Annotated in this window: 22 protein-coding genes; 14 read left to right on the top strand and 8 right to left on the bottom strand. The window is 69.2% G+C overall.

Annotated features, from left to right (window positions below):
- Positions 1–66: 66 nt before the first annotated feature.
- Together IE266_RS06740 and IE266_RS06735 are read right to left on the bottom strand one after the other, a co-directional pair.
- Positions 67–1,299: a urate hydroxylase PuuD gene (locus tag IE266_RS06740; RefSeq protein WP_189679265.1), complete on the bottom strand. Its 1,233-nt coding sequence runs from the start codon at positions 1,297–1,299 to the stop codon at positions 67–69.
- A 255-nt stretch (positions 1,300–1,554) separates the two neighbouring features.
- On the bottom strand, positions 1,555–3,252 hold the full coding sequence (locus IE266_RS06735; protein WP_308434570.1) for an AMP-binding protein: 1,698 nt from the start codon (positions 3,250–3,252) through the stop codon (positions 1,555–1,557).
- Positions 3,253–3,481: 229 nt separating this feature from the next.
- On the opposite strand from IE266_RS06735, the gene IE266_RS06730 reads away from it, so the two are divergent.
- The 5 genes from IE266_RS06730 to IE266_RS06710 all read left to right on the top strand — a co-directional run bounded on the left by IE266_RS06730 (position 3,482) and on the right by IE266_RS06710 (position 8,763).
- Positions 3,482–4,315: an IclR family transcriptional regulator gene (locus IE266_RS06730; RefSeq protein ID WP_189679264.1), complete on the top strand. Its 834-nt coding sequence runs from the start codon at positions 3,482–3,484 to the stop codon at positions 4,313–4,315.
- A 58-nt stretch (positions 4,316–4,373) separates the two neighbouring features.
- On the top strand, positions 4,374–5,444 hold the full coding sequence (locus tag IE266_RS06725; protein ID WP_189679263.1) for an acyltransferase family protein: 1,071 nt from the start codon (positions 4,374–4,376) through the stop codon (positions 5,442–5,444).
- A gap of 76 nt (positions 5,445–5,520) precedes the next feature.
- Positions 5,521–6,501, top strand: coding sequence for an NAD(P)H-dependent flavin oxidoreductase (locus IE266_RS06720; RefSeq protein WP_189679262.1), 981 nt, complete (start codon positions 5,521–5,523; stop codon positions 6,499–6,501).
- 146 nt (positions 6,502–6,647) lie between these two features.
- Entirely contained in the window at positions 6,648–7,265 is a 618-nt protein-coding gene (locus IE266_RS06715; RefSeq protein ID WP_189679261.1) for an outer membrane protein, read from the top strand.
- Positions 7,266–7,521: 256 nt separating this feature from the next.
- A complete protein-coding gene (locus tag IE266_RS06710; protein ID WP_189679260.1) occupies positions 7,522–8,763 on the top strand; it encodes an MFS transporter in 1,242 nt (413 codons plus the stop codon).
- On the opposite strand, the gene IE266_RS06705 is transcribed toward IE266_RS06710, so the two are convergent.
- The 3 genes from IE266_RS06705 to IE266_RS06695 all read right to left on the bottom strand — a co-directional run bounded on the left by IE266_RS06705 (position 8,760) and on the right by IE266_RS06695 (position 12,527).
- Positions 8,760–10,427, bottom strand: a complete 1,668-nt coding sequence (locus tag IE266_RS06705; protein ID WP_189679259.1) for an AMP-binding protein — start codon at positions 10,425–10,427, stop codon at positions 8,760–8,762. The two genes, IE266_RS06710 and IE266_RS06705, sit on opposite strands and share 4 nt — an antisense overlap.
- A 107-nt stretch (positions 10,428–10,534) precedes the next feature.
- Positions 10,535–11,671 carry an alpha-D-ribose 1-methylphosphonate 5-triphosphate diphosphatase gene (locus tag IE266_RS06700; protein ID WP_189679258.1) on the bottom strand — a complete coding sequence of 379 codons (1,137 nt, stop codon included), beginning with the start codon at positions 11,669–11,671 and terminating at the stop codon, positions 10,535–10,537.
- A gap of 10 nt (positions 11,672–11,681) precedes the next feature.
- Positions 11,682–12,527, bottom strand: coding sequence for an EamA family transporter (locus IE266_RS06695; protein WP_189679257.1), 846 nt, complete (start codon positions 12,525–12,527; stop codon positions 11,682–11,684).
- Positions 12,528–12,647: 120 nt separating this feature from the next.
- Between IE266_RS06695 and phnF the strand changes: the two genes are divergently transcribed.
- From phnF to IE266_RS06660, 7 genes are all read left to right on the top strand, one after another.
- Positions 12,648–13,379 (top strand): phosphonate metabolism transcriptional regulator PhnF, encoded by a 732-nt coding sequence (gene phnF, locus IE266_RS06690; RefSeq protein WP_189679256.1) that lies wholly within the window; start codon positions 12,648–12,650, stop codon positions 13,377–13,379.
- Positions 13,380–13,406: 27 nt separating this feature from the next.
- Complete coding sequence (locus IE266_RS06685; protein ID WP_189679255.1) at positions 13,407–14,057, top strand: TetR/AcrR family transcriptional regulator; 651 nt, start codon at positions 13,407–13,409, stop codon at positions 14,055–14,057.
- 49 nt (positions 14,058–14,106) lie between these two features.
- Positions 14,107–15,165 carry a C4-dicarboxylate TRAP transporter substrate-binding protein gene (locus IE266_RS06680; RefSeq protein WP_189679254.1) on the top strand — a complete coding sequence of 353 codons (1,059 nt, stop codon included), beginning with the start codon at positions 14,107–14,109 and terminating at the stop codon, positions 15,163–15,165.
- 157 nt (positions 15,166–15,322) lie between these two features.
- Positions 15,323–15,835, top strand: coding sequence for a TRAP transporter small permease subunit (locus IE266_RS06675; RefSeq protein WP_189679253.1), 513 nt, complete (start codon positions 15,323–15,325; stop codon positions 15,833–15,835).
- Positions 15,832–17,142 (top strand): TRAP transporter large permease, encoded by a 1,311-nt coding sequence (locus IE266_RS06670; protein WP_189679252.1) that lies wholly within the window; start codon positions 15,832–15,834, stop codon positions 17,140–17,142. Before IE266_RS06675 ends, IE266_RS06670 begins: the two co-directional genes overlap by 4 nt.
- 14 nt (positions 17,143–17,156) lie before the next feature.
- Entirely contained in the window at positions 17,157–17,933 is a 777-nt protein-coding gene (locus tag IE266_RS06665) for a cyclase family protein (RefSeq protein ID WP_189679251.1), read from the top strand.
- Positions 17,934–17,937: 4 nt separating this feature from the next.
- A complete protein-coding gene (locus IE266_RS06660) occupies positions 17,938–18,828 on the top strand; it encodes a fumarylacetoacetate hydrolase family protein (protein ID WP_189679250.1) in 891 nt (296 codons plus the stop codon).
- A 118-nt stretch (positions 18,829–18,946) separates the two neighbouring features.
- Here IE266_RS06660 and IE266_RS06655 read toward each other — a convergent pair whose 3' ends face one another.
- From IE266_RS06655 to IE266_RS06645, 3 genes are read right to left on the bottom strand one after another with little or no spacing between them, the layout of a single operon-like run.
- Positions 18,947–19,561 (bottom strand): glutathione S-transferase family protein, encoded by a 615-nt coding sequence (locus IE266_RS06655; protein ID WP_189679249.1) that lies wholly within the window; start codon positions 19,559–19,561, stop codon positions 18,947–18,949.
- 8 nt (positions 19,562–19,569) lie between these two features.
- The gene (locus tag IE266_RS06650; protein ID WP_189679248.1) at positions 19,570–20,220 is read right to left on the bottom strand and encodes a histidine phosphatase family protein; all 651 of its coding nucleotides are present in this window, start codon (positions 20,218–20,220) and stop codon (positions 19,570–19,572) included.
- A gap of 9 nt (positions 20,221–20,229) precedes the next feature.
- The gene (locus IE266_RS06645) at positions 20,230–21,438 is read right to left on the bottom strand and encodes a TIGR03862 family flavoprotein (protein WP_373310524.1); all 1,209 of its coding nucleotides are present in this window, start codon (positions 21,436–21,438) and stop codon (positions 20,230–20,232) included.
- 66 nt (positions 21,439–21,504) lie between these two features.
- Between IE266_RS06645 and IE266_RS06640 the strand changes: the two genes are divergently transcribed.
- Both IE266_RS06640 and IE266_RS06635 read left to right on the top strand, forming a co-directional pair.
- The gene (locus IE266_RS06640; protein WP_189679246.1) at positions 21,505–21,792 is read left to right on the top strand and encodes an HNH endonuclease; all 288 of its coding nucleotides are present in this window, start codon (positions 21,505–21,507) and stop codon (positions 21,790–21,792) included.
- 64 nt (positions 21,793–21,856) lie between these two features.
- Positions 21,857–23,464, top strand: coding sequence for an arylsulfatase (locus tag IE266_RS06635; RefSeq protein ID WP_189679245.1), 1,608 nt, complete (start codon positions 21,857–21,859; stop codon positions 23,462–23,464).
- Positions 23,465–23,471 lie beyond the last annotated feature (7 nt).

Here is a 23,471-nt window from a genome sequence, read left to right as displayed (position 1 = left end):
AGGCATTTTGCCGCCCCGCGCCAGAGCCGCACGCAAACGTGACCCCCGCGCGCATGTTTCCGCGCTTCAGTTGGTCGCCGTGGCGCCGCGATACCAGGCGGCGATGCGCTGGCGTTCCTCGGGGGTGATGAAGCTGACATTGGCCGGCGGCATCGCCTCGGTCAGGCCGGCCTGGACGTGGATCTGCCGCGCCGCCGCCGCGATGTCGGCGGTGGTTTCGAGGTAGACGCCCTTGGGCGCCCAGCGCATCCCCTCCCAGAAGGGGTCGCGCGCGTGGCACATCGAGCAGCGGCCGAGCACGATGTCCTTCACCTCGTCGAAGCCCTCGGCATTGGCGTAGACCGCCTGGGCCGGGGTCAGCGCGGCCTCGGCCGGTTCCGCGGGCTGGCGGTAGCCGGCGCTCGACAGCCAGACGATGACGATGAAGAGCACCGCCGTCACCAGCCAGGTCCAGTAGGGAGCGGGGCGGCGGGAATGCATGGTGTTGAAGAAATGCCGGATCGAGACGCCCATCAGGAAGACCAGCGCCGCGATGATCCAGTTGTACTGCGTCGCGAAGGCCAGCGGGTAGTGGTTCGACAGCATCAGGAAGATGACCGGCAGGGTCAGGTAGTTGTTGTGGGTCGAGCGCAGCTTGGCGATCTTGCCATACTTGGCGTCGGGGACCCGGCCCGCCTTGAGGTCGGCCACCACGATGCGCTGGTTCGGCATGATGATGAAGAAGACGTTGGCCGTCATGATAGTGGCCGTGAAGGCGCCGAGGTGCAGCATCATGGCCCGGCCGGTGAAGACCTGGTTATAGCCCCAGCCCATCACCACCAGCAGCGCGAAGAGCAGCAGCATCAGCGCCGTCGGGCTGTCGCCCAGCTTCGACTTGCAGAGCCAGTCGTAGATCAGCCAGCCGATGGTGAGCGAGCCGGCCGAGATGGCGATGCCCTGCCAGAGCGCCAGCTCGGCCTTGGAGGCGTCGATCAGGAAGAGCTCGCCGCCGACCCAGTAGACCACCATCAGCATGGCCGCGCCCGAGAGCCAGGTGGAGTAGCTCTCCCATTTGAACCAGGTCAGGTGCTCGGGCATCTGGGCGGGGGCGACGAGGTATTTCTGGATGTGGTAGAAGCCGCCTCCGTGCACCTGCCACTCCTCGCCATGGGCGCCGGGCGGCAGGTGGGGCGCCTTCTGCAGGCCGAGGTCGAGGGCGATGAAGTAGAAGGACGAGCCGATCCAGGCGATGGCGGTGATCACGTGGATCCAGCGCACCGCGAAGGCGATCCACTCCCAGAGAATGGCCATGTCCTGCATCTTGGTCTCCCGTCCTTGGCGTGAGCCTAGCTTAGCAAGAAGCCGCGGCGGCAAGCCACGTGCATCTGCAGCGCATCGCCTTCAAAAATCGCCGAACAATCGGGCAGGTTTATCAGCGCCTGCCGCATATTCGGACGCGGTGGGAAGGGAGGCGTTTTCCTGCGAGGAAAACGTCCGAATTCCTGCGAGGAATTCGGTGCGGCGGGCCTGTTTCCCTCGCAGGGAAACAGGGCGAAATCCTCGCAGGATTTCGCGTCAGCCCTGCAGTTCCACTTCCTGGTCGCGCATGATGAACTTCTGCGGCTTGCCGGTGACCGTCAGCGGGAAGCCCTCGACCAGGCGGATGTAGCGGGGCACCTTGAAATGGGCGATCTGGCCCCTGGCAAAGGCGCGCAGCTCTTCCGCGTCGAGCGTCTCGCCGCGTTCGGGCACCACCCAGGCGCAGACCTCCTCGCCGTATTTCGCATCCGGCACGCCGAAGACCTGCACGTCGGCCACCTTCGGGTGGCTCATCAGGAACTCCTCGACCTCGCGCGGGTAGACGTTCTCGCCGCCGCGGATGATCATGTCCTTCACCCGGCCGACGATCGAGCAGAAGCCCTGCTCGTCGAACTGCGCGAGATCGCCGGTGAACATCCAGCCGTCGCGGATGCTCTCGGCCGTCTTCTCGGGCTCGCCCCAATAGCCCTGCATCACCGAGTAGCCGCGGGTGCAAAGCTCGCCGCGCTGGCCGACCGGCACGATGGCGCCATCCTCGCCGACGATCTTCACCTCGAGATGCGGATGCACCCGGCCCACCGTCTCGCAGCGCTTGTCGAGCGGGTCGTCGGTGAAGCTCTGGAACGAGACCGGCGCGGTTTCGGTCATGCCATAGCAGATGGTCACTTCGGTCATGTGCATCCGCGACTGCACCTTGCGCATGATCTCGACCGGGCAGAGCGCGCCGGCCATGATGCCGGTGCGCAGGCTGGTCAGGTCGCGCGGGTTGTCTTCCAGGTCCTGCAGCATGGCGAGGAACATGGTGGGCACGCCGTAGCAGCCGGTGCAGCGTTCGGCCGCCAGCACGTCGAGGGTGGCGACCGGGTCGAAGGCCTCGCCGGGGAACACCATGGTCGCGCCCTTGCTGACCGCGCCCAGCACGCCCATCACCATGCCGAAGCAATGGTAGAGCGGCACCGGGATGCAGAGGCGGTCGGCCTCGGTCAGGTCGATGCGGTCGGTGACGCGGGCGGCGTTGTTGACGATGTTGCGATGGGTCAGCGTTGCGCCCTTGGGCCGGCCGGTGGTGCCCGAGGTGAACTGGATGTTTATGGCGTCATCGGGCGAGAGGCCCGCCTCGATCGCATCGAGCGCCGCCACGTCGGGCGCACACGCCACATCGTCGAAGCGCAGCATTCCGGGATGCGCCTCCTCGCCTATGGCGATCACCGCGCGCAGGGCCGGCAGGCGGGCGGCCTGCAGCTGCCCCGGTTCCGCCGTCGCCAGTTCGGGCGCGAGGTCGCGCAGCATCCCGAGGTAGTCGGAGGTCTTGAAGCGCGCCGCCGTCACCAGCGCCGCGCAGCCGACCTTGTTCAGCGCGTATTCCAGTTCGTTCACCCGGTAGGCCGGGTTGATGTTCACCAGGATCAGCCCGATGCGCGCGCTGGCGAACTGGGTCAGCACCCATTCCAGCCGGTTCGGCGACCAGATGCCGATGCGGTCGCCCTTCTTCAGCCCCAGCGCCAGCAGCCCCGCCGCCAGCGCGTCGACCCGCTCGGCGAAGGCGCGGTAGGTCAGCCGCACGCCCTGTTCGGACAGCACCAGCGCCTCGCGCGCGCCGTGGCGCGCGACGGCCTCGCGCAGCAGCTGCGGGATCGTGAGATCGAGCAGCGGGACATCCGTGGGCCCCCGCACCAGCGACAGACCGCCCTCGGGCGCGCCGCTCGACATGACATGCGCCATCACCTGTGACATGGAACTTCCCTCCTTCCGGGCCGCCGCAGGGCCGCCCGCCTCCGCCACCATGATGCCGGGGCCTTGCGGGACACTCAAGCGCCAGGCATCGGGAGTTTTGCGGAAAACAATTGCGCCATGCGCAAAATGCAGGCTAGTCCGGCGCGATTGCAGCCGCTATTCTGAACGCCGCGGAAAGCGGCGGGACGGCACCGTCCGACGGGACAACAGGAAACAAGGGAACAGAGCCTTGCGCAAGCGGGTCAGCACGGAAACCACCAGCGGCGCGCCGAGCGAGGCGCAGAACGACCGCCAGTTCATCACCTCCCTGCACCGCGGGCTCGAGGTGCTGCGCGCCTTCCGCCCCGACGACCGGGCCGGGCTCAGCAACGGCGACATCGCCGAGCGCACCGGCCTGCCGAACTCGACCGTCTCGCGGCTGACCTTCACGCTGCTGGAGACCGGCTACCTGAGCTATGACAAGACCACGGGCCGCTACCGCATGGGTGTGCCGGTGCTGGGGCTGGGCTATGCCTGCCTCTCGGGAATGCCGATCCGCGAAGCGGCGCAACCGCACATGCAGGAGCTGGCCGACAGCTGCGGCGAGGGCGTGCTGGTGGCGCTCGGGGGCCGCGATGCCCGCACCATGACCTATATCGCCTGCGCCCGCACGCCGAGCGTGATCTCGCTGCAGCTGGGCGTCGGTTCGCGCATCTCGCTGGCGCGTTCGGCGATGGGCCGGGCCTGGCTGGCCGCCTGCCCCGAGGAGGAGCGCGACAAGCTGATGGCCGAGCTGCGCCGCCATGCCGGCAAGGAGGCCTGGCCGGCCCTGCGCGACGGCATCCGCCAGGCGGCGGCCGAGGTGGCGGAACGCGGTTTCTACGCCAATTTCGGCGAATGGAACCCCGGCGTGCATTCGGTGGCGGTGCCCTTCCCGAGCGCCCACAAGGGCGGCACGCTGCTGGCCTTCAACGTCGGCGGCCCGGCGAGCTTCCTGCCTGCCGACCGGCTGGTCGCCGAGATCGGCCCGCGGCTGGTGCAGATGACCCAGACCCTGGCGCAGCGGATGCGGGCTGAGGTGTAAGACCGCTCGGCGGCAGGGATGCGACCGGGCAATTGCAAGACAACAGGGACAACTTGATTTGACGGAAGCACCTCGCCTTTTGCGGCATTACGGTGACACGGATTTCATTACGGGACTGCGGGCCATAGCTGCCACGATGGTCGTCATCATCCACACCGGCGCCTTCGTCGATTTCGGTCCTGTCGGCCGGTCGATCACCGATGCCGGGAAATACGGGGTCGACATCTTCTTTGTCATCTCCGGCTTCACCATTGCCAAGACCTATGCCGAGGCGCGCGACTACCGGTCCTATCTGACCCGCAGGATCATGCGCATCGTTCCGCTCTACTGGATGATGATCTCGGTGGCGATCGCGCTCTGGGCGACGGGAGCCTTCCCGCCGACGCCCTGGATGGAAGAGCTAGGAGCGCAGCCCGATCTCTACAACTACCTGATGCACCTGAGCCTGCTCAGCTATTTCGACTACCGCGTGGCAAACTCGCTTCTGGGGGTCGAATGGACGATCCCGGTGGAGGTGTTCTGGTATGCCTGCCTGCCGCTGCTGCTTCCCCTGGTGCGGAGCCTGCGCGGCACTGTCGCGATCGGGCTGGTCATGCTGGTATTGACGGCGTCCCCGGCCTGGGTAGCCAAGAAAACCTTGGGCAGCTCACTTGCGGTGAAATGGTCGCCCATCGCGCATGGCCACCTGTTCCTTGTCGGCGCTCTGACCTACCACCTGCGCGAGCGGCAGCGCTCGGCGCCCTCGGTGCGCGCGGCGCTCTGGGCGGGCGGCGCGTTGGCGCTCGGGGCGTTGGCGCTCTGCATCCCCTTCGACGGCCGTTCGGCGCTGCTGGCGCTCTGCACGGCGGTGCTGATCGTCTTCGTCACCCCGGCCAGGGCGGGATACGTGGCACATATCCTCACGCCGCGGCCGATGCTCTTTCTCGGGTCGATCAGCTACAGCATCTACCTGGTGCACTATCTGGTCGTGCATGTCCTTGGCAGCTTTGCCTGGATGCCGCCCTCGGGGCTGGCCCGGTTCGCAATCGTCTATGCCATCACCGTGGTCATCTCGACGCTGACCTACATGCTGGTCGAAAAGCCGACGAACCGGGCCGGACGCCGCATGGCTGAACGGCTGCGGGTCTGACGCAGCGGCCCGCTTTACTTCCATCCGAGCCCCGCTAGGCTCGCGCCAAGATCAACCAAACCGGAGACTGCCCCCCGTGACCCTTCCCAAAGCCCTGTCCCGCCTGCGTCTTCCGGTCATCGGTTCGCCGCTGTTCATCATCTCGAACCCGGACCTGGTGATCGCCCAGTGCAAGGCCGGGATCGTCGGGTCGTTCCCGGCGCTGAACGCGCGCGAGAAGGAGGGCGAGCCGATCGAGCTGGAGCGCTGGCTGGTCCGGATCACGGAAGAGCTGGACCGCCACAACCAGGCCAATCCCGACACCCCCGCCGCGCCCTTCGCGGTGAACCAGATCGTCCATCGCTCGAACGCGCGGCTGGAGCGCGACGTGGAGATCTGCGTCAAGCACAGGGTGCCGGTCTGGATCACCTCGCTCGGCGCGCAGGAATGGGTGAACGAGGCGGCGCATTCGGTCGGCGGGATCACCCTGCATGACGTCATCAACAACCGCTTTGCCAAGAAGGCCGTGGAAAAAGGCGCCGACGGGCTGATCGCGGTGGCCGCCGGGGCGGGCGGCCATGCCGGGGCGCTCTCGCCCTTCGCGCTGGTGCAGGAGATCCGCGAGTGGTTCGACGGCCCGCTGGCGCTGTCGGGCGCCATCGCGCGGGGCGATGCCATCCTCGCGGCGCAGGCGGCGGGGGCGGACCTCGCCTATATCGGTTCGGCCTTCATCGCGACTGAAGAGGCCAATGCCGTGCCGGGCTACAAGCAGATGATCGTCGAGAACGGCGCCAGCGACATCGTCTATTCCGACCTCTTCACCGGGGTCTGGGGCAACTACCTCAAGCCCTCGATCGCCGCTGCGGGCATGGACCCGGACAACCTCGAACGGTCCGACCCGTCGGCGATGAATTTCGGTGCCGACCGGCAGAAGCCGAAGAGCTGGAAGGAGATCTGGGGCTCGGGCCAGGGGATCGGCGCGGTGAAGGAAGTCGTGCCCGCCGCCCAGCTGGTCGACCGGCTGGAGCGCGAGTATCGCGCCGCCCGCGACCGGCTGTTTCATGCCAGCGGGGCCTGAAACGGGCAGGTTCCCGCCACTGACGGAACCGTGAGGGAACATCCCTCCTGCGCAGCACTTATATCCCCGTGAAGCAAGGGCAGCACGGTGTCGCGACGCGGCGCCGGCATGTTCCTTGCGACGGAATCGAGCACAGGAGAAATACCATGTTCCGAACACTCGCACTCGTTCTCGCCGGCACCACTGCGGCCAGCACCGCATTCGCCGGCAGCCCGGCCACGCCGATCGTCGAACCGGTCGTCGTCGCCCCTGCCCCCGTGCAGGTCGGCTCTTTCTGGGAAGGCGGCTATGTCGGTGCCCAGCTGGGCTATACCTTCGGCAAGTTCGATCTTGGCGGCAGCTTTGACGAGAACAGCGTGATTGGCGGCCTTACCGCCGGTTACCTCTTCAACCTCGGCAACGGCTGGTACATGGGTCCGGAATTCCAGTACGACTGGGCCGACGTGACCGTGACCGACCCCGGCACCGGCAATACCGCGACCTTCGACAACATGGCGCGGCTGAAGCTGATCGGCGGCAAGGAGATGGGCAACGGGCTGCTCTACGGTTCGCTCGGCTATGCCTATGGCGACTTCTCGGGCGTCGGCACCTTCTTTGACGGCAGCGCCAACAGCTATGTCGTCGGCGTCGGTTACGACTGGCGCGTGGCCGACAACTGGACGGTCGGTGCCGAATACATGTTCCACAGCTTCGACGACGTCGGCAACGGCGGCGGCGACGTGGACTTCAACACCGTCCACCTGAAGGCCACCTACCGGTTCTGATACCGGTTCGGTCTGGAGCCATCGGCCTGCCGGCGATCCCGCCGGCAGGCCTTTTCGTTTGGGGCTTGGCGAACCGCCGGGGCGCCGGGCAGGAAGCGATTGACACGCCGGGTCGTTTGCACAAGTTTCCGCGCAGGCCGGCATCCTTGCCGGCGCAACCCAGCCGACCGGCACGCAAGCCCACGCGCCCCGCTGCGCGCGGAGCCGCGTGTACCGCGCGGCCCGACCGGCAAACCCGCAAAGGACGTCGCCCCCGATGGACACAGGTACGCGCCCGCCGCCAGAGGACCACACGGCCGGAACGGCGGCCGGATCCGGCGCGCGCACCATCCGGGCGGTGCACATGTTCGTCGCGGCCAGCCTAATCTCGCTGATCGGCACCTGGACCGAGCGGATCGCGCTCGGCTGGCTGGCCTGGACGCTGACGGGATCGACCTTCTGGACCGGTTTCGTCTCGATGGCGGTGCTGCTGCCCGCCGCGCTCTTCGGTCCCTTCGTCGCGGTCTTTGCCGAGGGCTGGAACGTGCGCAAGGCGATGCTGCTGTCGAATGCCTGCTTCGCCTCGGTGTCGATGGTGCTGTTCCTGCTGGTCGCCACCGAGACGATCACGCTGGAGCTGCTGGTCTTCCTCGCCCTGCTGATCGGCGTGATCGGCGCGGCGATGCATCCGGTGCGGCTGACCTTCCTGCCGATGATCGCCCCGCGCGATTACCTGCCGCGCGCGGTGGCGCTCTCGGCGATCTCGTTCAACGCCTCGCGGGTGATCGGGCCGGCGGTGGCGGGGCTGCTCATCACCACCTCGGGGCTCAGCTGGACCTTCTTCATCAACACGCTGTCCTACCTGCCGGTGGTGATCCTCGTCGCGGTGCTGCCGATGGGCGCGCGGCCGGTCAAGGCCGCGGGGCGCACCCGGTTGGGCGCGGGGCTGGTGGACGGGCTGCGCTATGCGGTGAGCCGGCCGCTGATCCGCTGGAGCCTGCTGATGGCGGCCGCCAACGGCTTTCTGGTGCGCGGGATCGTCGAGAACATGCCCGCCGTGGTCGGCGGCCTGTTTGACGGCTCGCCCGCCGATCTGACCTGGATGACCTCCTCTGCCGGGCTCGGCTCGGTCGCGGGCGCCGCGCTGATCGGATGGCTCAAGTCCGACGCGCCGCAGCTGCGCCGGATGCTGCCGGTCTTCCCCTTCGCCGGGGCGGTCTTCGCCCTGCTGTTCGCCGCCGGCCTGTCGTTCGAGGTCGATGTGGCCGTGGCTGCCGCGCTGGGGTTCGTGGCAACCTTCGTCGGCATCGGCAGCCAGATCATCGTCCAGCTCGAGGTCGAGGATACCCACCGGGCGCGGGTGATGACCTGGTGGAGCTCGGCCAGCTTTGCCGCCGTCTCGCTCAGCGGGCTGATCGTCGGCGCGATCGGCGACCTGGTGTCGATGTCCCATGCCATCGCCGGGCTCGGCCTCTTCGGCCTGGCGATCGCGGCGGCCTTCGTGTTCCGGCGCGGCTAGTCCGCCACCCCGGCACGTTCCTGCGCCCGCAGCGCCTTGCGGTCGGGCTTGCCTACCGGGGTATGCGGCAGGCTTTCGCGGAATTCGAGGTAGCGGGGGATCTCGTGCCTGCCCAGCCGGTCGGCGAGGAAGGCCCGCAGCTCGTCCAGCGCGAAGGGCTTCGCGCCGCGGTTCAGCACCACGAAGACCTTGGCGCTTTCGCCGCGATAGGCGTCGGGCACGCCGATGGCGATGGCCTCGGAGACATCCGGGTGCTGGTGCACCGCGCTCTCAATCACCAGCGGGTAGACATTGAAGCCGCCCGAGAGGATCATGTCCTTCTTGCGGTCGACGATGTAGAAATAGCCCTCCGCGTCCATGTAGCCGATGTCGCCGGTGAGGAACCATCCGTCGTGGAAGGCCGCTGCCGTCTCCTCGGGCTTGTTCCAGTAGCCCGCCGTGACATTCGCCCCCCGGATCGCCATTTCGCCCGTCTCGCCGGGGCCGAGGTCGCGGGCGGGGTTGTCGACGTCGACGATCTTCATGTCGATGCCCGGCAGCGGGATGCCGATGGTGCCGAGCTTGGCGTCGGGCATGTCGGCGGGCACCGAGGTGCCGGCGGGCGAGGTCTCGGTCATGCCCCAGCCGCCGCGCAGCTTGAGGCCGGTCAGCTGCTTCACGCGGTTGTAGACCTCGACCGGCAGGGGCGCGCCGCCCGAGCCGACGCTCTTCAGCGAGGAGAGGTCGCGGGTCTCGATGCCGGGGATCTGCAGCAGGGCGATCCAGACCGTGGGCACCCCGCCGAAGGAGGCGATGCGCTTTTCCTCGATCTCGCGCACCGCCATCTCGGGGTCGTAGCGCAGGCGCAGGTGCAGCCGCCCGCCCTCCCAGGTGCGTTTCAGCAGGCCGACGGTCAGGCCCATGATGTGGAAGAGCGGCGAGATCACCAGCGTGGCCATGCCCGGCGCATTGGCCTCCTCGAGCTTCGAGGCCTCGTGATACATCAGCACCGCCGCGGTGATGTTGCGGTGGCTCAGCACCGCCGCCTTGGGCACGCCGGTGGTGCCGCCGGTATATTGCAGCAGCATCATGTCCCCGGGCGTGACCGGTTCGGGCGCGTAGGGAGCACCCTCGTGGCCGGCCCAGAAGTCCTCGACCGAGAGCGCGCCTTCGAGCACCGGGCAGGGCCGCCCCTGCCCCGAGGCCGGGTCGGGGCATTGCACCAGCGGCGGCAGCCGGCCCTCGGCCAGCAGCCGTTCGAAGGGGCGGGCGAATTCGGGCGTGGTCAGGCTGACCACCAGCTTCGCGCCGCTGTCGGCGAGCTTGTGGGCGATCTCGGCCTCGGCATCGAGGGGCGAGAGATGCGTGACCACCCCGCCCGCCGCGATGACGCCGAAGAAGAAGATCGGGTGCCAGGGGCAGTTCGGCAGGTGCAGCGCCACCCGGTCGCCCTTGGCGATCCCCCGCGCCTTCAGCGCCGCGGCGACCCGCGCCGCAAGGGCGCGCATCTCGGCATAGGTGAAGCTCTTGCCGTAGTATTCGATCAGCACGGTGTCGGCGAAGCGGTCGAAGGCCTCGCTCATCATCGCCGTCCAGGTGGTTTCCGGCGGATCGAGGTCCGCACGGATGCCAGCGCCATAGTGCCGGTGCCACACGCGTGGCACGGCGTCGACCGTAAGGGTCATGCGTTTACCTCCCCGGTTTGGCGCTTTTTACCGCCCTTTTGCACGCAGACTGGCGGCCACGGTAGAAAGCGATGCGCCGTGAGGCAAGCGTTTTGGCGCGGGTCGGGTCAGCCGACCCGGCGGCCGGCGCTCCAGCTGCCGCGGACCACCGCCAGCCCGCCGGGGCGGGCCACGCGGACGAGGTCGGCGCGCAGGCCCTCGGCCAGCCGGCCCCGGTCGGCCAGCGCCGCCGCCCTGGCGGGGGCCGAGGTCACCGTGGCGATGCCGCGCGCAACGTCGCCCCAGAGATCGCCCAGCTGCAGCGCCGCCATCAGCAGCGCCGCCGGCACGTAGTCGGAGGAAAGCACGTCGAGCAGGCCCGCGCGCGCCAGGTCCTCGGCGGCGGCATTGCCCGAGTGCGAGCCGCCGCGCACCAGGTTCGGCGCGCCCATCATCACCGCGATGCCATGGGCATGGCAGGCGCGCGCCGCCTCGGGCGTGGTCGGGAACTCGGCCACGCGGGCACCCTGGGCGGCGCTTTCGGCGACATGTTCGGGCGTGGTGTCATCGTGGCTGGCGAGGATCGCCCCCAGCCGCCGCGCCGCCGCCAACGCGCAGGCGACATTGGCCGCGCCATGGGTCTGGCCGACCTCGATGCGCCGCTCGACCAGCCGGGCGAAGCCCTCGCCGTCGAGGCCGCGCTTGCCGCGCCAGTAGCGTTCCAGCGCCACCGGGTCGCGGAACTGCCGCTGGCCCGGCGTGTGGTCCATGACCGAGACGATGCCGATGCGGTCCTCGGCCCCGAAGGCGGCCAGCTCGGTGTCGAGCGAGGTGGAGCAGACCTCGGCCCGCAGGTGCAGGAAGTGGCTGATGCACAGCACGCCGCGGGCGCGCAGGTCGAGCACCTCGCTTGCCAGTTCGCGGGCGTATTGCTGCAGCGACGAGCCTTCGGCCCCGACCACCACCCCGACGCGCAGCGCGTCGAAGACGGTGGTGATGCCCGCCCCCGCCAGTTCGGCGTCATGGGCCAGGATCGCCGGCCCGTGGGGCCAGCCGACACCGGGGCGCGGCTGGAGGTGGCGTTCGAGGTTGTCGGTATGCAGCTCGATCAGGCCGGGCAGCAGAAGGTCGCCCTCGCAGTCCACCGCGCCGGGCACCGACGACGGGCCGCCGATGGCGGTGATGCGCCCCTCGGCAACCGCCAGCGAACCGGGCCGGACCTCGCCGTCGAGGACCAGCTGCGCGTTGGTGAATACGGTTTCCATGCCTGCCCCCTCAGAGATGCGCCAGCCGCAGCAGGATCGCCCCTGCCACTGTCGCCAGCGTCGCCAGCACCTTCAAGGGCGTGATCCGCTCGCCGAGGAAAAGCACCCCGATGCCCAGCGCGAAGACGATGCTCGTCTCGCGCAGCGCGGTCACCAGCGCGATGGGCGCCTGGGTGAAGGCATAGACCACCAGCGCGTAGGCGATGAACGAGGCGCCGCCGCCGATCACCAGGCTCTTGCGCTGCCGGAACCCGGCCGTGACCAGCCCGGGGCGCAGCACGCGGGCCAGCGCCATGAAGCCCACCGCGTTCAGGATCGAGACCCAGCCGTAATAGCCCAGCGCCGTGCCCGCCAGCCGCGCGCCCCAGCCGTCGGACATGGAATAGGAGGCGATGAAGGCCCCGGTTATCAGCGCCAGCAGCGTCGCCTTGCCCTGCACCAGCCCCGCCGCGCCGCGCCCGAGGCTCATGCTGGCGATGCCGAGCGCGATCAGCGCCACCGCCAGCAGCTCGCCGGTGGTGAACTGGACACCCAGCAGCAGCACCGAGACGGCGGTGACGATCATCGGCGAGGCGCCCCGCGCGATCGGGTAGACCTGCGTCAGGTCGCCGATGCGATAGGCCGCGACGAGGAAGACCTGGTAGCCGATGTGCAGCGCCATGCCGAGGAACATGAAGGGCAGACTGGCGAGATCGGGCACCGTGGCGAAGGGCAGCACCAGGAGGCCCGCGACCGCCTGGCCGATCACCACCGCCATCATCGCGGCGGATTTGTCCGCCCCGCCCTTGACCAGCGCGTTCCAGACCGCGTGCAGCAGCGCCGCCACCAGGACGAGCGCGAAAATCTCCGCGCTCAACGGCGGCTCCGGGCCTTCAGCCGCGACTTAACCATCTGGACACCTTGCGGATTTGTCTATAAATATACAACTAGACAAATCACTATCCCAAGGCCGCGGCGACGGCAAGAGGCGGAAATCATGGCACGCACCCCGGTCTGGACCTCGATCGCCGATACCCTGCGCGCCGAGATCGCCGCGCGCCAGTATGGCCCCGGCGACAAGCTCCCGACCGAGGCGGAGCTTTCCACCCGCTTCGGCGTCAACCGCCATACCGTGCGGCGCGCGCTGGCCGACCTGGTGGACAAGGGCATCCTGCGCACCCGGCGCGGTGCCGGCGTCTTTGTCGAGGCGCCGCCGGCGGATTATCCCATCGGCCGCCGCGTCCGCTTTCACCAGAACATCCGGGCGAGCGGGCGCGAGCCGGCGAAGAAGGTGCTGCGCACCGAGACCCGCGCCGCCGACCTGGCCGAGGCCCGCGCGCTGGAGATCGCGCCGGGCGCGCCGGTGGTGGTCTACGAGGGCCTGTCGAGCAGCGGCGAGGCCCCGGTCGCGCTGTTCACCAGCATCTTTCCCGCCGACCGGGTGCCGCGCGTGGCTGAGGCGCTGGCCGCCGGTGGCTCGGTCACCGAGGCGCTCGCCGCGAACGGGGTGCCGGATTACGTGCGCCGCGACACCAGGATCAGTGCCGAGGCCGCCTCGCCCACCCAGGCGCTGCACCTGCGGGTGCGCGAGAACGCGCCGCTGCTCAAGACCATCGCGGTCAACACGCTGCTCGACGGCACGCCGATCGAATACGGCATCACCTTCTTCGCCGGCGAGCGGATCGCGCTGACGGTGGCGCATGACGCGCCGAAGGAATCTCTTGACTGATCGACCAGTCAGGATTTTGCTGCGGGCATGAACAAGCCCGCCGACACCTGTTCCACCCTGCCCGCGCGCGACCGCATCCTGAACGCGGCCGAGATCGTGTTCTCGGAGGAGGGGTTCTCGGGCGCCGGCATGAAGGCCATCGCCCAGCGCGCCGAGGTGGCGCAGGGGCTGCTGCATTACCACTTCGAGAACAAGGACGGGCTTTATGCCGCCGTGATCGCGCGGCGGTCGGGCAATATCAACGCCGAGCGGCTGGCCCGGCTCGACCGGGCCGACCTTTCGGCGCCGGATGCGGTCGAACAGATCATGGACGCGCTGCTGCTCCCGCCCCTCGGCCCCGCGGGCGGCGGACGGGCCTATGCGCGCATCTTCGCCGGGCTGCTGGTCGGGGTCGAACGCGACAGGCAGATGGTGGCCGAGCATTACGACCCGACCGCCCGCCGCTTCATCGCCGCGCTGCAGACCGCCTGCCCGGAGGCCTCGGCGCAGGTCCTGGCCTGGGGCTACAGCTTTGCCATCGGCGCGCTGGTCGCCACCGTGGCGCGCAGCGACCGGCCCGAACGGCTGGCCGGCGCCAGCGGTCCGGCCCCGGATGTCGAGGCCGTGGTCGCCCGGCTCGTCCGCTTTGCCAGCGGCGGGCTGCGCGCGGCCATCGCGGCGGAGGCGCCGCCAGACTGAACATGTCACGGCGCGGGAGGACGCGCCTTTCTTTGGGAGGAGAAAGACAATGAGACTGAAGACACTGGGCCTTGCGGCCGCGCTCGCGCTGGCGGTCCCGGCGGCGTCGAGCGCCGAGGATTTCACCGTCACCCTCGTCGCCGGCCATCCGCCGGTGTTCCGCTGGGTGCGGATGATGCCCGAGGCCTTCATCCCCACCGTCACCGCCGAACTGGCCAAGCACGGCCACAGCGTCACCTTCTCCGAGCAATACGGCGGCGCGCTGGCCAAGGTGGGCGACGAGCTGGAGACGGTCGAGGCCGGGCTGGCCGAGATCGGCTCGTGCCAGGCGCTGTTCGATCCGGCGAAGCTGGCGGTGCAGAACGTGACCTATTACACGCCCTTCGTCAGCTCGGACGTGCGCCTCGTCGGCCAGGTGATCGACAAGCTGCACGCCGATGAACCGGCGATGACCCAGGCCTATGGCGAAAACGGCGTGGTCTATATCGGCGCGCCGATCACCATCGACGACTACATGCTGATGACCAACTTCCCGGTGACCTCGCTGGCCGACCTGCAGGGCCGCAAGATCGCGGCGCCGGGGGCGGCGATCAACTGGCTTTCGGGCACCGGCGCGGTTGGCGTGGCGGGCAACCTCACCACCTATTACAACGAGATCAAGACCGGCGTGTATGATGGCGTGCTCGTCTTCGCCTCGGCGGCGCTGCCGGGCAAGCTCTACGAGGTGGCGCCCTACATCACCCGCTTCGGCCTTGGCGCCCAATACGCCGGCTCGCTCTGCGCCAACAAGGACTGGTGGGACGGCCTGCCGGAAGAGGCCCGTGCCGCCTTCATCGCCGGTTCGAAGGCCGCGCAGGAATGGTACACCACCGAACTGGAGAAGGCCGTGACCGGCGCGCTCGCCAAGATGGGCGAGGCCGGGGCGACCATCACCGAGGCCTCGGACGAGATGCGCATGGGCTGGGCCAAGGGCATGGACAATGCCGCGAAGAAATGGGCCGCCGAGCTGGACGCGCAGGGCAAGCCCGCCTCGCATATCCTGAGCACCTACATGGAGGCGATGCGCGCCGCCGGCGCCAAGCCGCTGCGCGACTGGGACAAGGAATAAGGGCTCCGTCGCCCCCTCACCCCCAGCCCCTCCCCCCCGAGGGGGGGAGGGGAGTTACCGCGCGCATCCTCTCCGCCCGCCCGCCCCTCTCCCCTCGGGGGAGAGGGGTTGGGGTGAGGGGCGCCGCGCGGAGCAACCGAGACCAAGGACCGCCACGATGCCAGACCCCCGCCCCGATCCCGCGCCCCTTCGCCTGCTCGACGCCGCGACGCAGGGGCTGAACGTGCTCGGCTCCGCCCTGATCCTCGTGCTCATGGTGCTCTTCGGCATCGACGTCAGCGGGCGGGTGCTGTTCAACGCGCCGGTGAGCGGGGTGCCCGAGATGGTGACGCTCTCCATCGTCGCCATCGTCTTCCTGCAGATCCCCGCCGCGCTGCGCGCCGGACGGATGACCCGCTCGGAAGGCTTCCTCGCCATGCTCCACGCCCGCGCCCCCGCCGCGGGGCGCTGGGTCGAGACGCTGTTCGACCTGGTCGGGGTGGCGGTGCTCTGGGTCATCGTCTCGACCACCTGGCCGATCTTCACCAAGGCCTGGACCAGCGGCGAGTTCATCGGCGCGCTGGGGGATTTCACCGCGCCGGTCTGGCCGGTGAAGTTGACGCTGATCGTGGGCGGCGTGGTCCTGATCCTGCAATTCCTCGCCCGGATCTGGCGGAGGCATTTCGCATGACGCCTTTCGAGATCGGCCTCCTGTCGCTTGCCGGCATGGGCGCTGCGGTGATGCTCGGGCTCTTCGTGCCCATCGCGCTGATCGCGGCCTCCTACCTCGGGGTCTGGGCGATCAAGGGTTCGCCGCTGCTGGCCTCCAAGCTGCTGGCGCTGGCGGCCAATGACGCCATTTCGAGCTATTTCTTCGGCGTGGTGCCGCTCTTCGTGCTGATGGGGTTCATCGTTTCCGAGGCCGGGTTCGGGCGCGATGCCTTCGACGTGGCCAATGCGCTGTTCCGCAGGCTGAAGGGCGGGCTGGGTGTCGGCACCGTGGGGGCCAACGCGATCTTTGCCGCGATCACCGGCATCTCGATCGCTTCGGCGGCGGTCTTCACCCGTATCGCGGTGCCGCAGATGATCCGCCACGGCTATTCGCCGCGTTTCGCGGTGGGCGTGGTGGCGGGGTCCTCGGTGCTGGGGATGCTGATCCCGCCCTCGCTGCTGCTGATCCTCTTCGGCATCCTCGCCGAGCAGAGCATCGGCGACCTCTTCCTTGCCGGCGTCGGCCCCGGCCTGCTGCTGGCGCTGGCCTATGCGGGCGGGATCGTCGCCATGGCGCTCTGGTGGCCCGGCTTTGTCGGCACGCCGGACCAGGACAGCGACGAGGGCGCGCTGGGCCCGCGCGAGGTCCTCGCCAAGGGCCTGCCCATCGCGCTGCTGATCGCGCTGGTGCTGGGCGGCATCTATGCCGGCTTCTTCACCCCGGTCGAGGCCGGGGCCATGGGCGCCATCGGCGCGCTGCTGCTGGGCTTCGGGATGCGGCGCCTGACGCTGAAGCGGCTCTGGACCGTGCTGGTCGAGACCGGGCTCGTCACCGCCACGGTCTGCTTCCTCATCATCGCGGCGCAGATGTATTCGCGGATGCTCGCGCTTTCGGGCGTGCCCGCCGGCATCGGGCAGTTCGCCGCCAATGCCGATCTCGGCCTCTGGGGTGTGATGCTGATCTATGTCGCCATCGTCATCGCCATGGGGATGATCCTCGACAGCTCGTCGATCATGCTGATCCTGGTTCCGCTGATGCTGCCGGTGGTGATCCCGATGCAGGTCGACCTGGTCTGGTTCGGCATCGTCACCGTGATCGCGGTGGAGATCGGGCTGCTGACGCCGCCCTTCGGCCTCTCGGTCTATGTCATCAAGGCGACGCTGGACGACCCGGACATCACCCTGGCCGACATCTTCGCCGGCGCCCTGCCCTTTGCCGCCATCATGCTCGCCGTTCTCGGCCTCGTCATGGCCTTCCCCGTCATCGCCACCGGCCTCGTTCCGTAGAAAGGACCCCCCTCATGCCACGCCGTTTCGTCGACCTCTCCGTACCGCTGGAAATGGGCATCGCCTCGGATCCGCCCATGGCCCTGCCGAAGATCGAGTATTTCGACCACAGCCAGACCGCCGAGCAGATCCTGTCGTTCTTCCCCGGCCTGACGCTCGAGGACCTGCCGGGCGGCGAGGGCTGGGCGGTCGAACAGCTGAACATCTCGACCCACAACGGCACCCATGTGGATGCGCCCTATCACTATCACTCGACCATGAGCGGCGGGCAGAAGTCCTTCACCATCGACGAGGTCCCGCTGGAATGGTGCTACGGCCCCGGCGTCAAGCTCGATTTCCGCGCCAAGGCGGACGGGCATGTCATCAGCGCCGCCGAGATCGAGGAAGAGCTGGCGCGAATCGGGCACGAGCTGCAGCCGCTGGACGTGATCCTGGTGAACACCTCGGCGGGGATGCATTACGGCAGACCCGACTACCTCATGAAGGGCTGCGGCATGGGGCGCGAGGCGACCAACTACCTGACGAGCAAGGGCGTGCGCATGTGCGGCACCGACGCCTGGAGCTGGGACGCGCCCTTTGCGCTGACCGCCCGGAAATACGCCGAGACAAAGGACCCCTCGATCATCTGGGAAGGCCACCGCGCGGGCATGGACCAGGGCTATTGCCAGATCGAGAAGCTCTCCAACCTCGAGGGGCTGCCGGCCACCGGCTTCATGGTCTCGGCCTTCCCGTTCAAGATCAAGGGCGCCTCGGGTGGGTTCACCCGCGCGGTCGCCATCTTCGAGGAGTGAGGCGATGAAACTCGGGACCGTCCACCACAAGGGCCGCGACAAGGTTGTCGCGGTGAAATCCGAGAGCGAACTGGTCGACCTCTCCGACCTCTGGCCCGACATGGTCGCGCTGGTCGAGGGCGGGCCGGAGGCGCTGGAGCGCGCCCGCGCGCGGCTGGCCGAGGGCGCGCCGGCGATCGCGCTGGCCGATGTCGAGATGCGCAGCCCGATCCGGCCGGTGCAATACCGCGACTGCCTGACCTTCGAGGAACATCTCGCCAACTGCCTCGCCGCCTTCGAGAAGAATACCGGCGTGAAGGGGCAGATCGCGCCGGTCTGGTACCAGCAGCCGATCTATTACAAGGGCAACCGCATGTCCTTCATCGGCTCGGGCCAGGTCGTGCAGTGGCCCGGCTATGCCGAGCATCTCGACGTCGAGCTGGAGCTGGCCATCGTGATCGGGAAGCAGGGCACGTCGATCGGCAAGGCCGAGGCGCCGGCCCATATCTGGGGCTATACCATCCTCAACGACGTCTCGGCGCGCGATGCGCAGATGAAGGAGATGCCGGGGCAGCTCGGCCCCTGCAAGGGCAAGGATTTCGACACCGGCAATATCCTCGGGCCCTGGATCGTCACCGCCGACGAGATCCCCCACCCCGCCGCCCTCGACATGGAGCTGACCGTGAACGGCGAGCGCTGGGGCGGCGGCAACTCGCGCGCCATGCAGCACGATTTCGCGCGGGTGATCGAGCATATCTCGATGTCGGAGACGCTCTACCCCGGCGAGGTGATCGGCTCGGGCACGGTGGGCACCGGCTGCGGGCTGGAGACCGGGCGGCGGCTGGCCGACGGCGACCGTTTCGAGCTGACCATCGAGAAGATCGGCACGCTGGCGAACCAGATCCGCAAGGGGTGACCGGGGGAGCCCGACCCGGCCCCGACGCCCGGTGGCGAGGGCGCGGTGGGGGCGCTGCCCCCGCCACCCTTCGGGCGGCCCCCCCGGAGGTATTTGGAAAGAAGAGAAACCAGGGGCGTCAGAGCAGGCGGTCGGCGCGGGCGCGGATCACCGCGGGGCGTTTCTCCATTTCCGCCATGAAGGCGGTCAGTTTCGGGAAGGCCGCGACATCGACGGAATCGCCGGCGAGCCAGGTGGCGACGACGAAGAGGTAGGGGTCGGCCAGGCTGAACTGCGCGCCCAGCACGAAGGGGCCCTTGATGACATGGGTCTCGAGGTGGCGGGCCGTGGCGGTCATGGTCTCGGGCACCTTGGCGCGCATGTCCTCGAAGGAGGATTCGAGCGTCGCCCAGCGCGCGCCGCGCATCTTGTGGGCGTGGTTGATATGGGCGGTCGAGGCCAGGTAATACATCGTCTCGCGCATCCGCGCCGCGGCGAAGGCATCTTCGGGCACCAGGTTCGCCTGGGGCGCCAGCGCGGAGATGTAGTCGAGGATCGCCCCGGTCTCGGTCAGGATGCCCTGGTCGGTCGCCAGCGCCGGCACCCGGCCCTTGGGGTTGATGCCGTGATAGGCGGGCTTGGTCTGCTCGGCATTGGCGAAGTCGACGCGGACGGGTTCGAAGTCGATCCCGGCCTCGTGCAGGGCGAGGGCGACGGCGATCGAGATGGTTCCGCGGGCGTAGTAGAGCTGCATGGTGGTCCTCACAGGTGGGTCTGGGCGAAGCGGCGGTCGGGCGTTTCGAGGTGCGGCACCGCGTTGAACAGCGTCGGGCTGAGCTGGTCGCCGATCGGGAACAGCCGGTGCACCGAGGTATTGAGGATCGCCAGCGCCAGCCGGGCGGTGGCGCCCATGTCGAGGTTCAGGAAGCGGCGCATCGCCACGGCGATCAGCCCGCCCGAGGTGACCACCAGCGCCGAGCCGGAGCCGGCGGCGATCTCGTGCAGCACGTCGGAGATGCGCCGCTCGAAGTCGGCGAAGCTCTCGGGGGCGCCCTCGATGCGGTTCTCGGCCCAGGCGGAGAAGACCTGCGGCAGGTGGCGGATGAAGGATTCGCGGTCGGCGGGCACCGGCACGCCGTGCTGCGCGTGCAGCAGCTGGGCCAGGGTGAAATATTCCAGCTCGTTCAGGCGCGCGTCGCGGGTGGCCTCGCCATAGCCCATGCCGGCGGCGGTCTCGACGTGGCGGGTGAGCGTGCCGCAGAACAGGCGCGGGGTATGGCCGAGGCTGTCGCGGAGGTGGTCGCCCAGCCAGGCGGCCTGGCGGTGGCCCAACGGCGAGAGGCGGTCGTAGTCCCGCTCGTCGCGGGCGGTGGAATTGGCCTGGCCATGGCGGATGAGGGTGATCTCGGTCATGGCGTCTTCCTAGCCCGCGGCTCCGGCCTTGGCCAGAGCCAGCCGGCGCGCCGCGCCCTGCCCCGCGTGCCGCCCGGTGGCGAGGCAGGCGGTGAGCAGATAGCCCCCGGTCGGCGCCTCCCAGTCGAGCATCTCGCCGGCGCAGAAGACGCCGGGCATTTGCACCAGCATCAGGTCGTCGTCGAGCGCCGCGCGCGGCAGGCCGCCGGCGGTGGAGATCGCCTCGTCTATCGGGCGCAGGGTGGCGTTGGGGACGGCCAGGGCCTTGATGCGCGCGGCCAGCGCCGGGGGATCGGCGGGCAGCGGGCGGGCGCATTCGTTCAGCAGGGCATGGGCGGCGGGGGCGAGTTTCAGCGCCTTGCGCAGATGGTTCGACAGGCTCGCGCGGCCGCGCGGGCGCGAGAGGCGGCGGGCGACCTCGGCCTCGGCGAGGTCGGGCATCAGGTCGATGACCAGCGGGTGGCCCTCGCGCAGGCCGCGGCTGACGGCGTAGATGCCGCTGCCTTCGAGCCCGCGGGCCGAGATCACCGCCTCGCCGCGCGAGGTCCAGGCGCCGGCGCGGAAGGCGACGCCCTTGAGCGGCTGGCCGTAGACCGCGGCCATATGGGGCGACCAGGCCACCGCCACGCCGGCATTCGCCGGGGCGAAGGGCGCAAGCGGGATGCCGCGCGCCGCCAGCAGCGCGGCCCAGGCGCCGTCCGAGCCGAGGCGCGCCCAGCTTGCTCCGCCAAGCGCCAGCACGGTCACGGCGGAGTGCAGCAACTGGCGGCCCTCGGGCGTCTCGAAGGCGAGCGCGTCGCCCTCCCAGCCGGTCCAGCGCCAGCGGGTGCGGAAGGTCACGCCCAGGTCCGTCAGACGGGCGATCCAGGCGCGCAGCAGGGGCGAGGCCTTCATCGCCACCGGGAAGACGCGGGCGGTCGAGCCGGCGAAGGTCTCCTGCCCCAGCCCCTCGGCCCAGTCGCGCACCTCGGCGGGGCCGAAGGCGGCGATCATCGGGGCGAGCCAGGGCGCGGCCTCGGCATAGGCGGCGAGGAAGGCCGCAGCCTCTTCCTCCTTGGTCAGGTTCAGCCCCGACTTGCCCGCCATCAGCAGCTTGCGCCCGAGCGAGGGTTTCGCCTCGATCACGGTCACGGCATGGCCGGCCCGCGCCAGCTCTTCCGCCGCCATCAGACCCGCCGGGCCGCCGCCGATCACCACCGCGCCTGCGGTCATTCGCATCTCCTGTCTTGCCATTCCCCGGCGCGGCCCCACACTTGGACCGGGAACCATCCGGGATCAAGCGCCATGTCCGACCCGCTCTGCCCGCTCTGCCTGCGCCCGATCCCGCCGGATGCGCCGCAGAGCCAGCATCACCTGGTGCCGCGCCTGAAGGGCGGCAAGGGCGGGCCGACGGTGCTGTTGCACCACATCTGCCACAAGGAGATCCACGCCACCTTCACCGAGGCCGAGCTGGCGCGGAGCTACAACACGGTCGAGGCCTTGCGCGCGCATCCCCGGCTGGCGGGGTTCATCGCCTGGGTGGCGAAGCGGCCGCCGCAGTTCCTCTCGCGCGTGCCCGGCAAGCGGCGGTGAATGTCGCGGCGGGGACAGACGGGGGCGATCAGGCGCCTAGGCTTGCCGGCGAAGGAGGGCCGTCATGAGCCAGCGTCCGAACGTCGTTCTGATCCTTGTCGATGATATGGGCTTTGCCGATCTCGGCGTGACCGGGTCGGAGATCCGCACCCCCAACATCGACGCGCTGGCGAAGGGCGGCGCGCTGATGACGGCGATGTACAACTGCGCCCGCTGCTGCCCGACACGGGCCTCGCTGCTGACCGGGCTCTACCCGCACAACGCGGGCGTCGGCCACATGGGGGCGGATCTCGGCACGCCGGCCTACCGGGGGTTTCTGCGCAACGACAGCGCCACCATTGCCGAGCATCTGCGCGCCTCCGGCTATCGCACGCTGATGAGCGGCAAGTGGCACGTGGCGGGCGACTTCATGGCGCGCGAGGTCGACAGCTGGCGGGTCGGCGACATCGACCACCCGACGCCGCGCCAGCGCGGCTTCGACCGTTTCTATGGCATCGTCGACGGGGTCACGCATTTCTTCTCGCCGCATTTCATGCTGGAGGACGATTCACGCGTCGAGGTCTTCCCGGACGATTTCTATTTCACCGATGCGATCACCGACAGGGCGATCGGGATGGTGGAGGAGGCGGTGTCGGACGAGACGCCCTTCTTCCTCTACCTCGCCCATGCCGCGCCGCACTGGCCGCTGCACGCCCCGCCCGAGGATATCGCGCGCTATGACGGGGTCTACGCCCAGGGCTGGGACGCCACCCGCACCGCGCGGCACGAGGAGATGAACGCGCGCGGACTGTTCCAGACCAACTGGGCGATCTCGCCGCGCGATTCCGAGGTGAAGCCTTGGGAGGCGGAAAAGAACCGCGACTGGGAGGCCAGCAAGATGGCCACCTATGCCGCGATGGTCGACCGGATGGACCAGTCGATCGGCCGCTTCGTCGCCGCGCTGAAGCGGCTCGGGCAGTTCGACAACACGCTGATCCTGTTCCTGTCGGACAATGGCGGCTGCGCCGAATTCATGGCCGAGGACGGCTGGGCCAAGTTCTTTCCCGACCGGACCCAGGACGGGCGCACCATCGTGATGGGCAACCGCCCCGACGTGCGCCCCGGCGATGCGCTGACCTACCAGAGCTATGACCGGCCCTGGGCCAATGTGTCGAACGTGCCCTTCCGGCTGTTCAAGCACTACGTCCACGAGGGCGGCATCTCGACGCCCTTGATCGCCCATTGGCCGGGGCATATCGCGCCGGGACAGGTGGCGCATCAGGCGGCGCATGTGGTGGACATCCTGCCGACGATCCTGGAGGTGACGGGGGCCACCTATCTCGGCGAGCTCGGCGGCGAGGCGATCCAGCCCTGCCAGGGGGAGTCGCTGCTGGCGCTGCTGCAGGGCGCGGACTGGAGCCGCGAGCAGCCGATCTTCTGGGAGCACGAGGGAAACTCGGCGATCCGCATGGGCCGCTTCAAGCTCGTGCGCCAGCACGGGCGGCCCTGGGAGCTCTTCGACATGGAGACCGACCGCACCGAGCTGCACGACCTCGCCGGCAGGGGCGGCGCGCTGGAGGCGGACCTGTTGCGGCGCTACGAGGATTGGGCGGCGAAGACCGGCGTGCTGGACTGGACCGTCGCCCTGCCCCGGCTGCTGGCGGCCTGGGGCCTGGAGAACGCCGAAGGCTGACCGGGGG

Source organism: Seohaeicola zhoushanensis (genome assembly GCF_014656415.1).
Classification (GTDB): Bacteria; Pseudomonadota; Alphaproteobacteria; order Rhodobacterales; family Rhodobacteraceae; genus Seohaeicola_A; species Seohaeicola_A zhoushanensis.
Note: the sequence above shows the minus strand (reverse complement) of the source record. Positions and strands in the feature narration are given on the sequence as shown.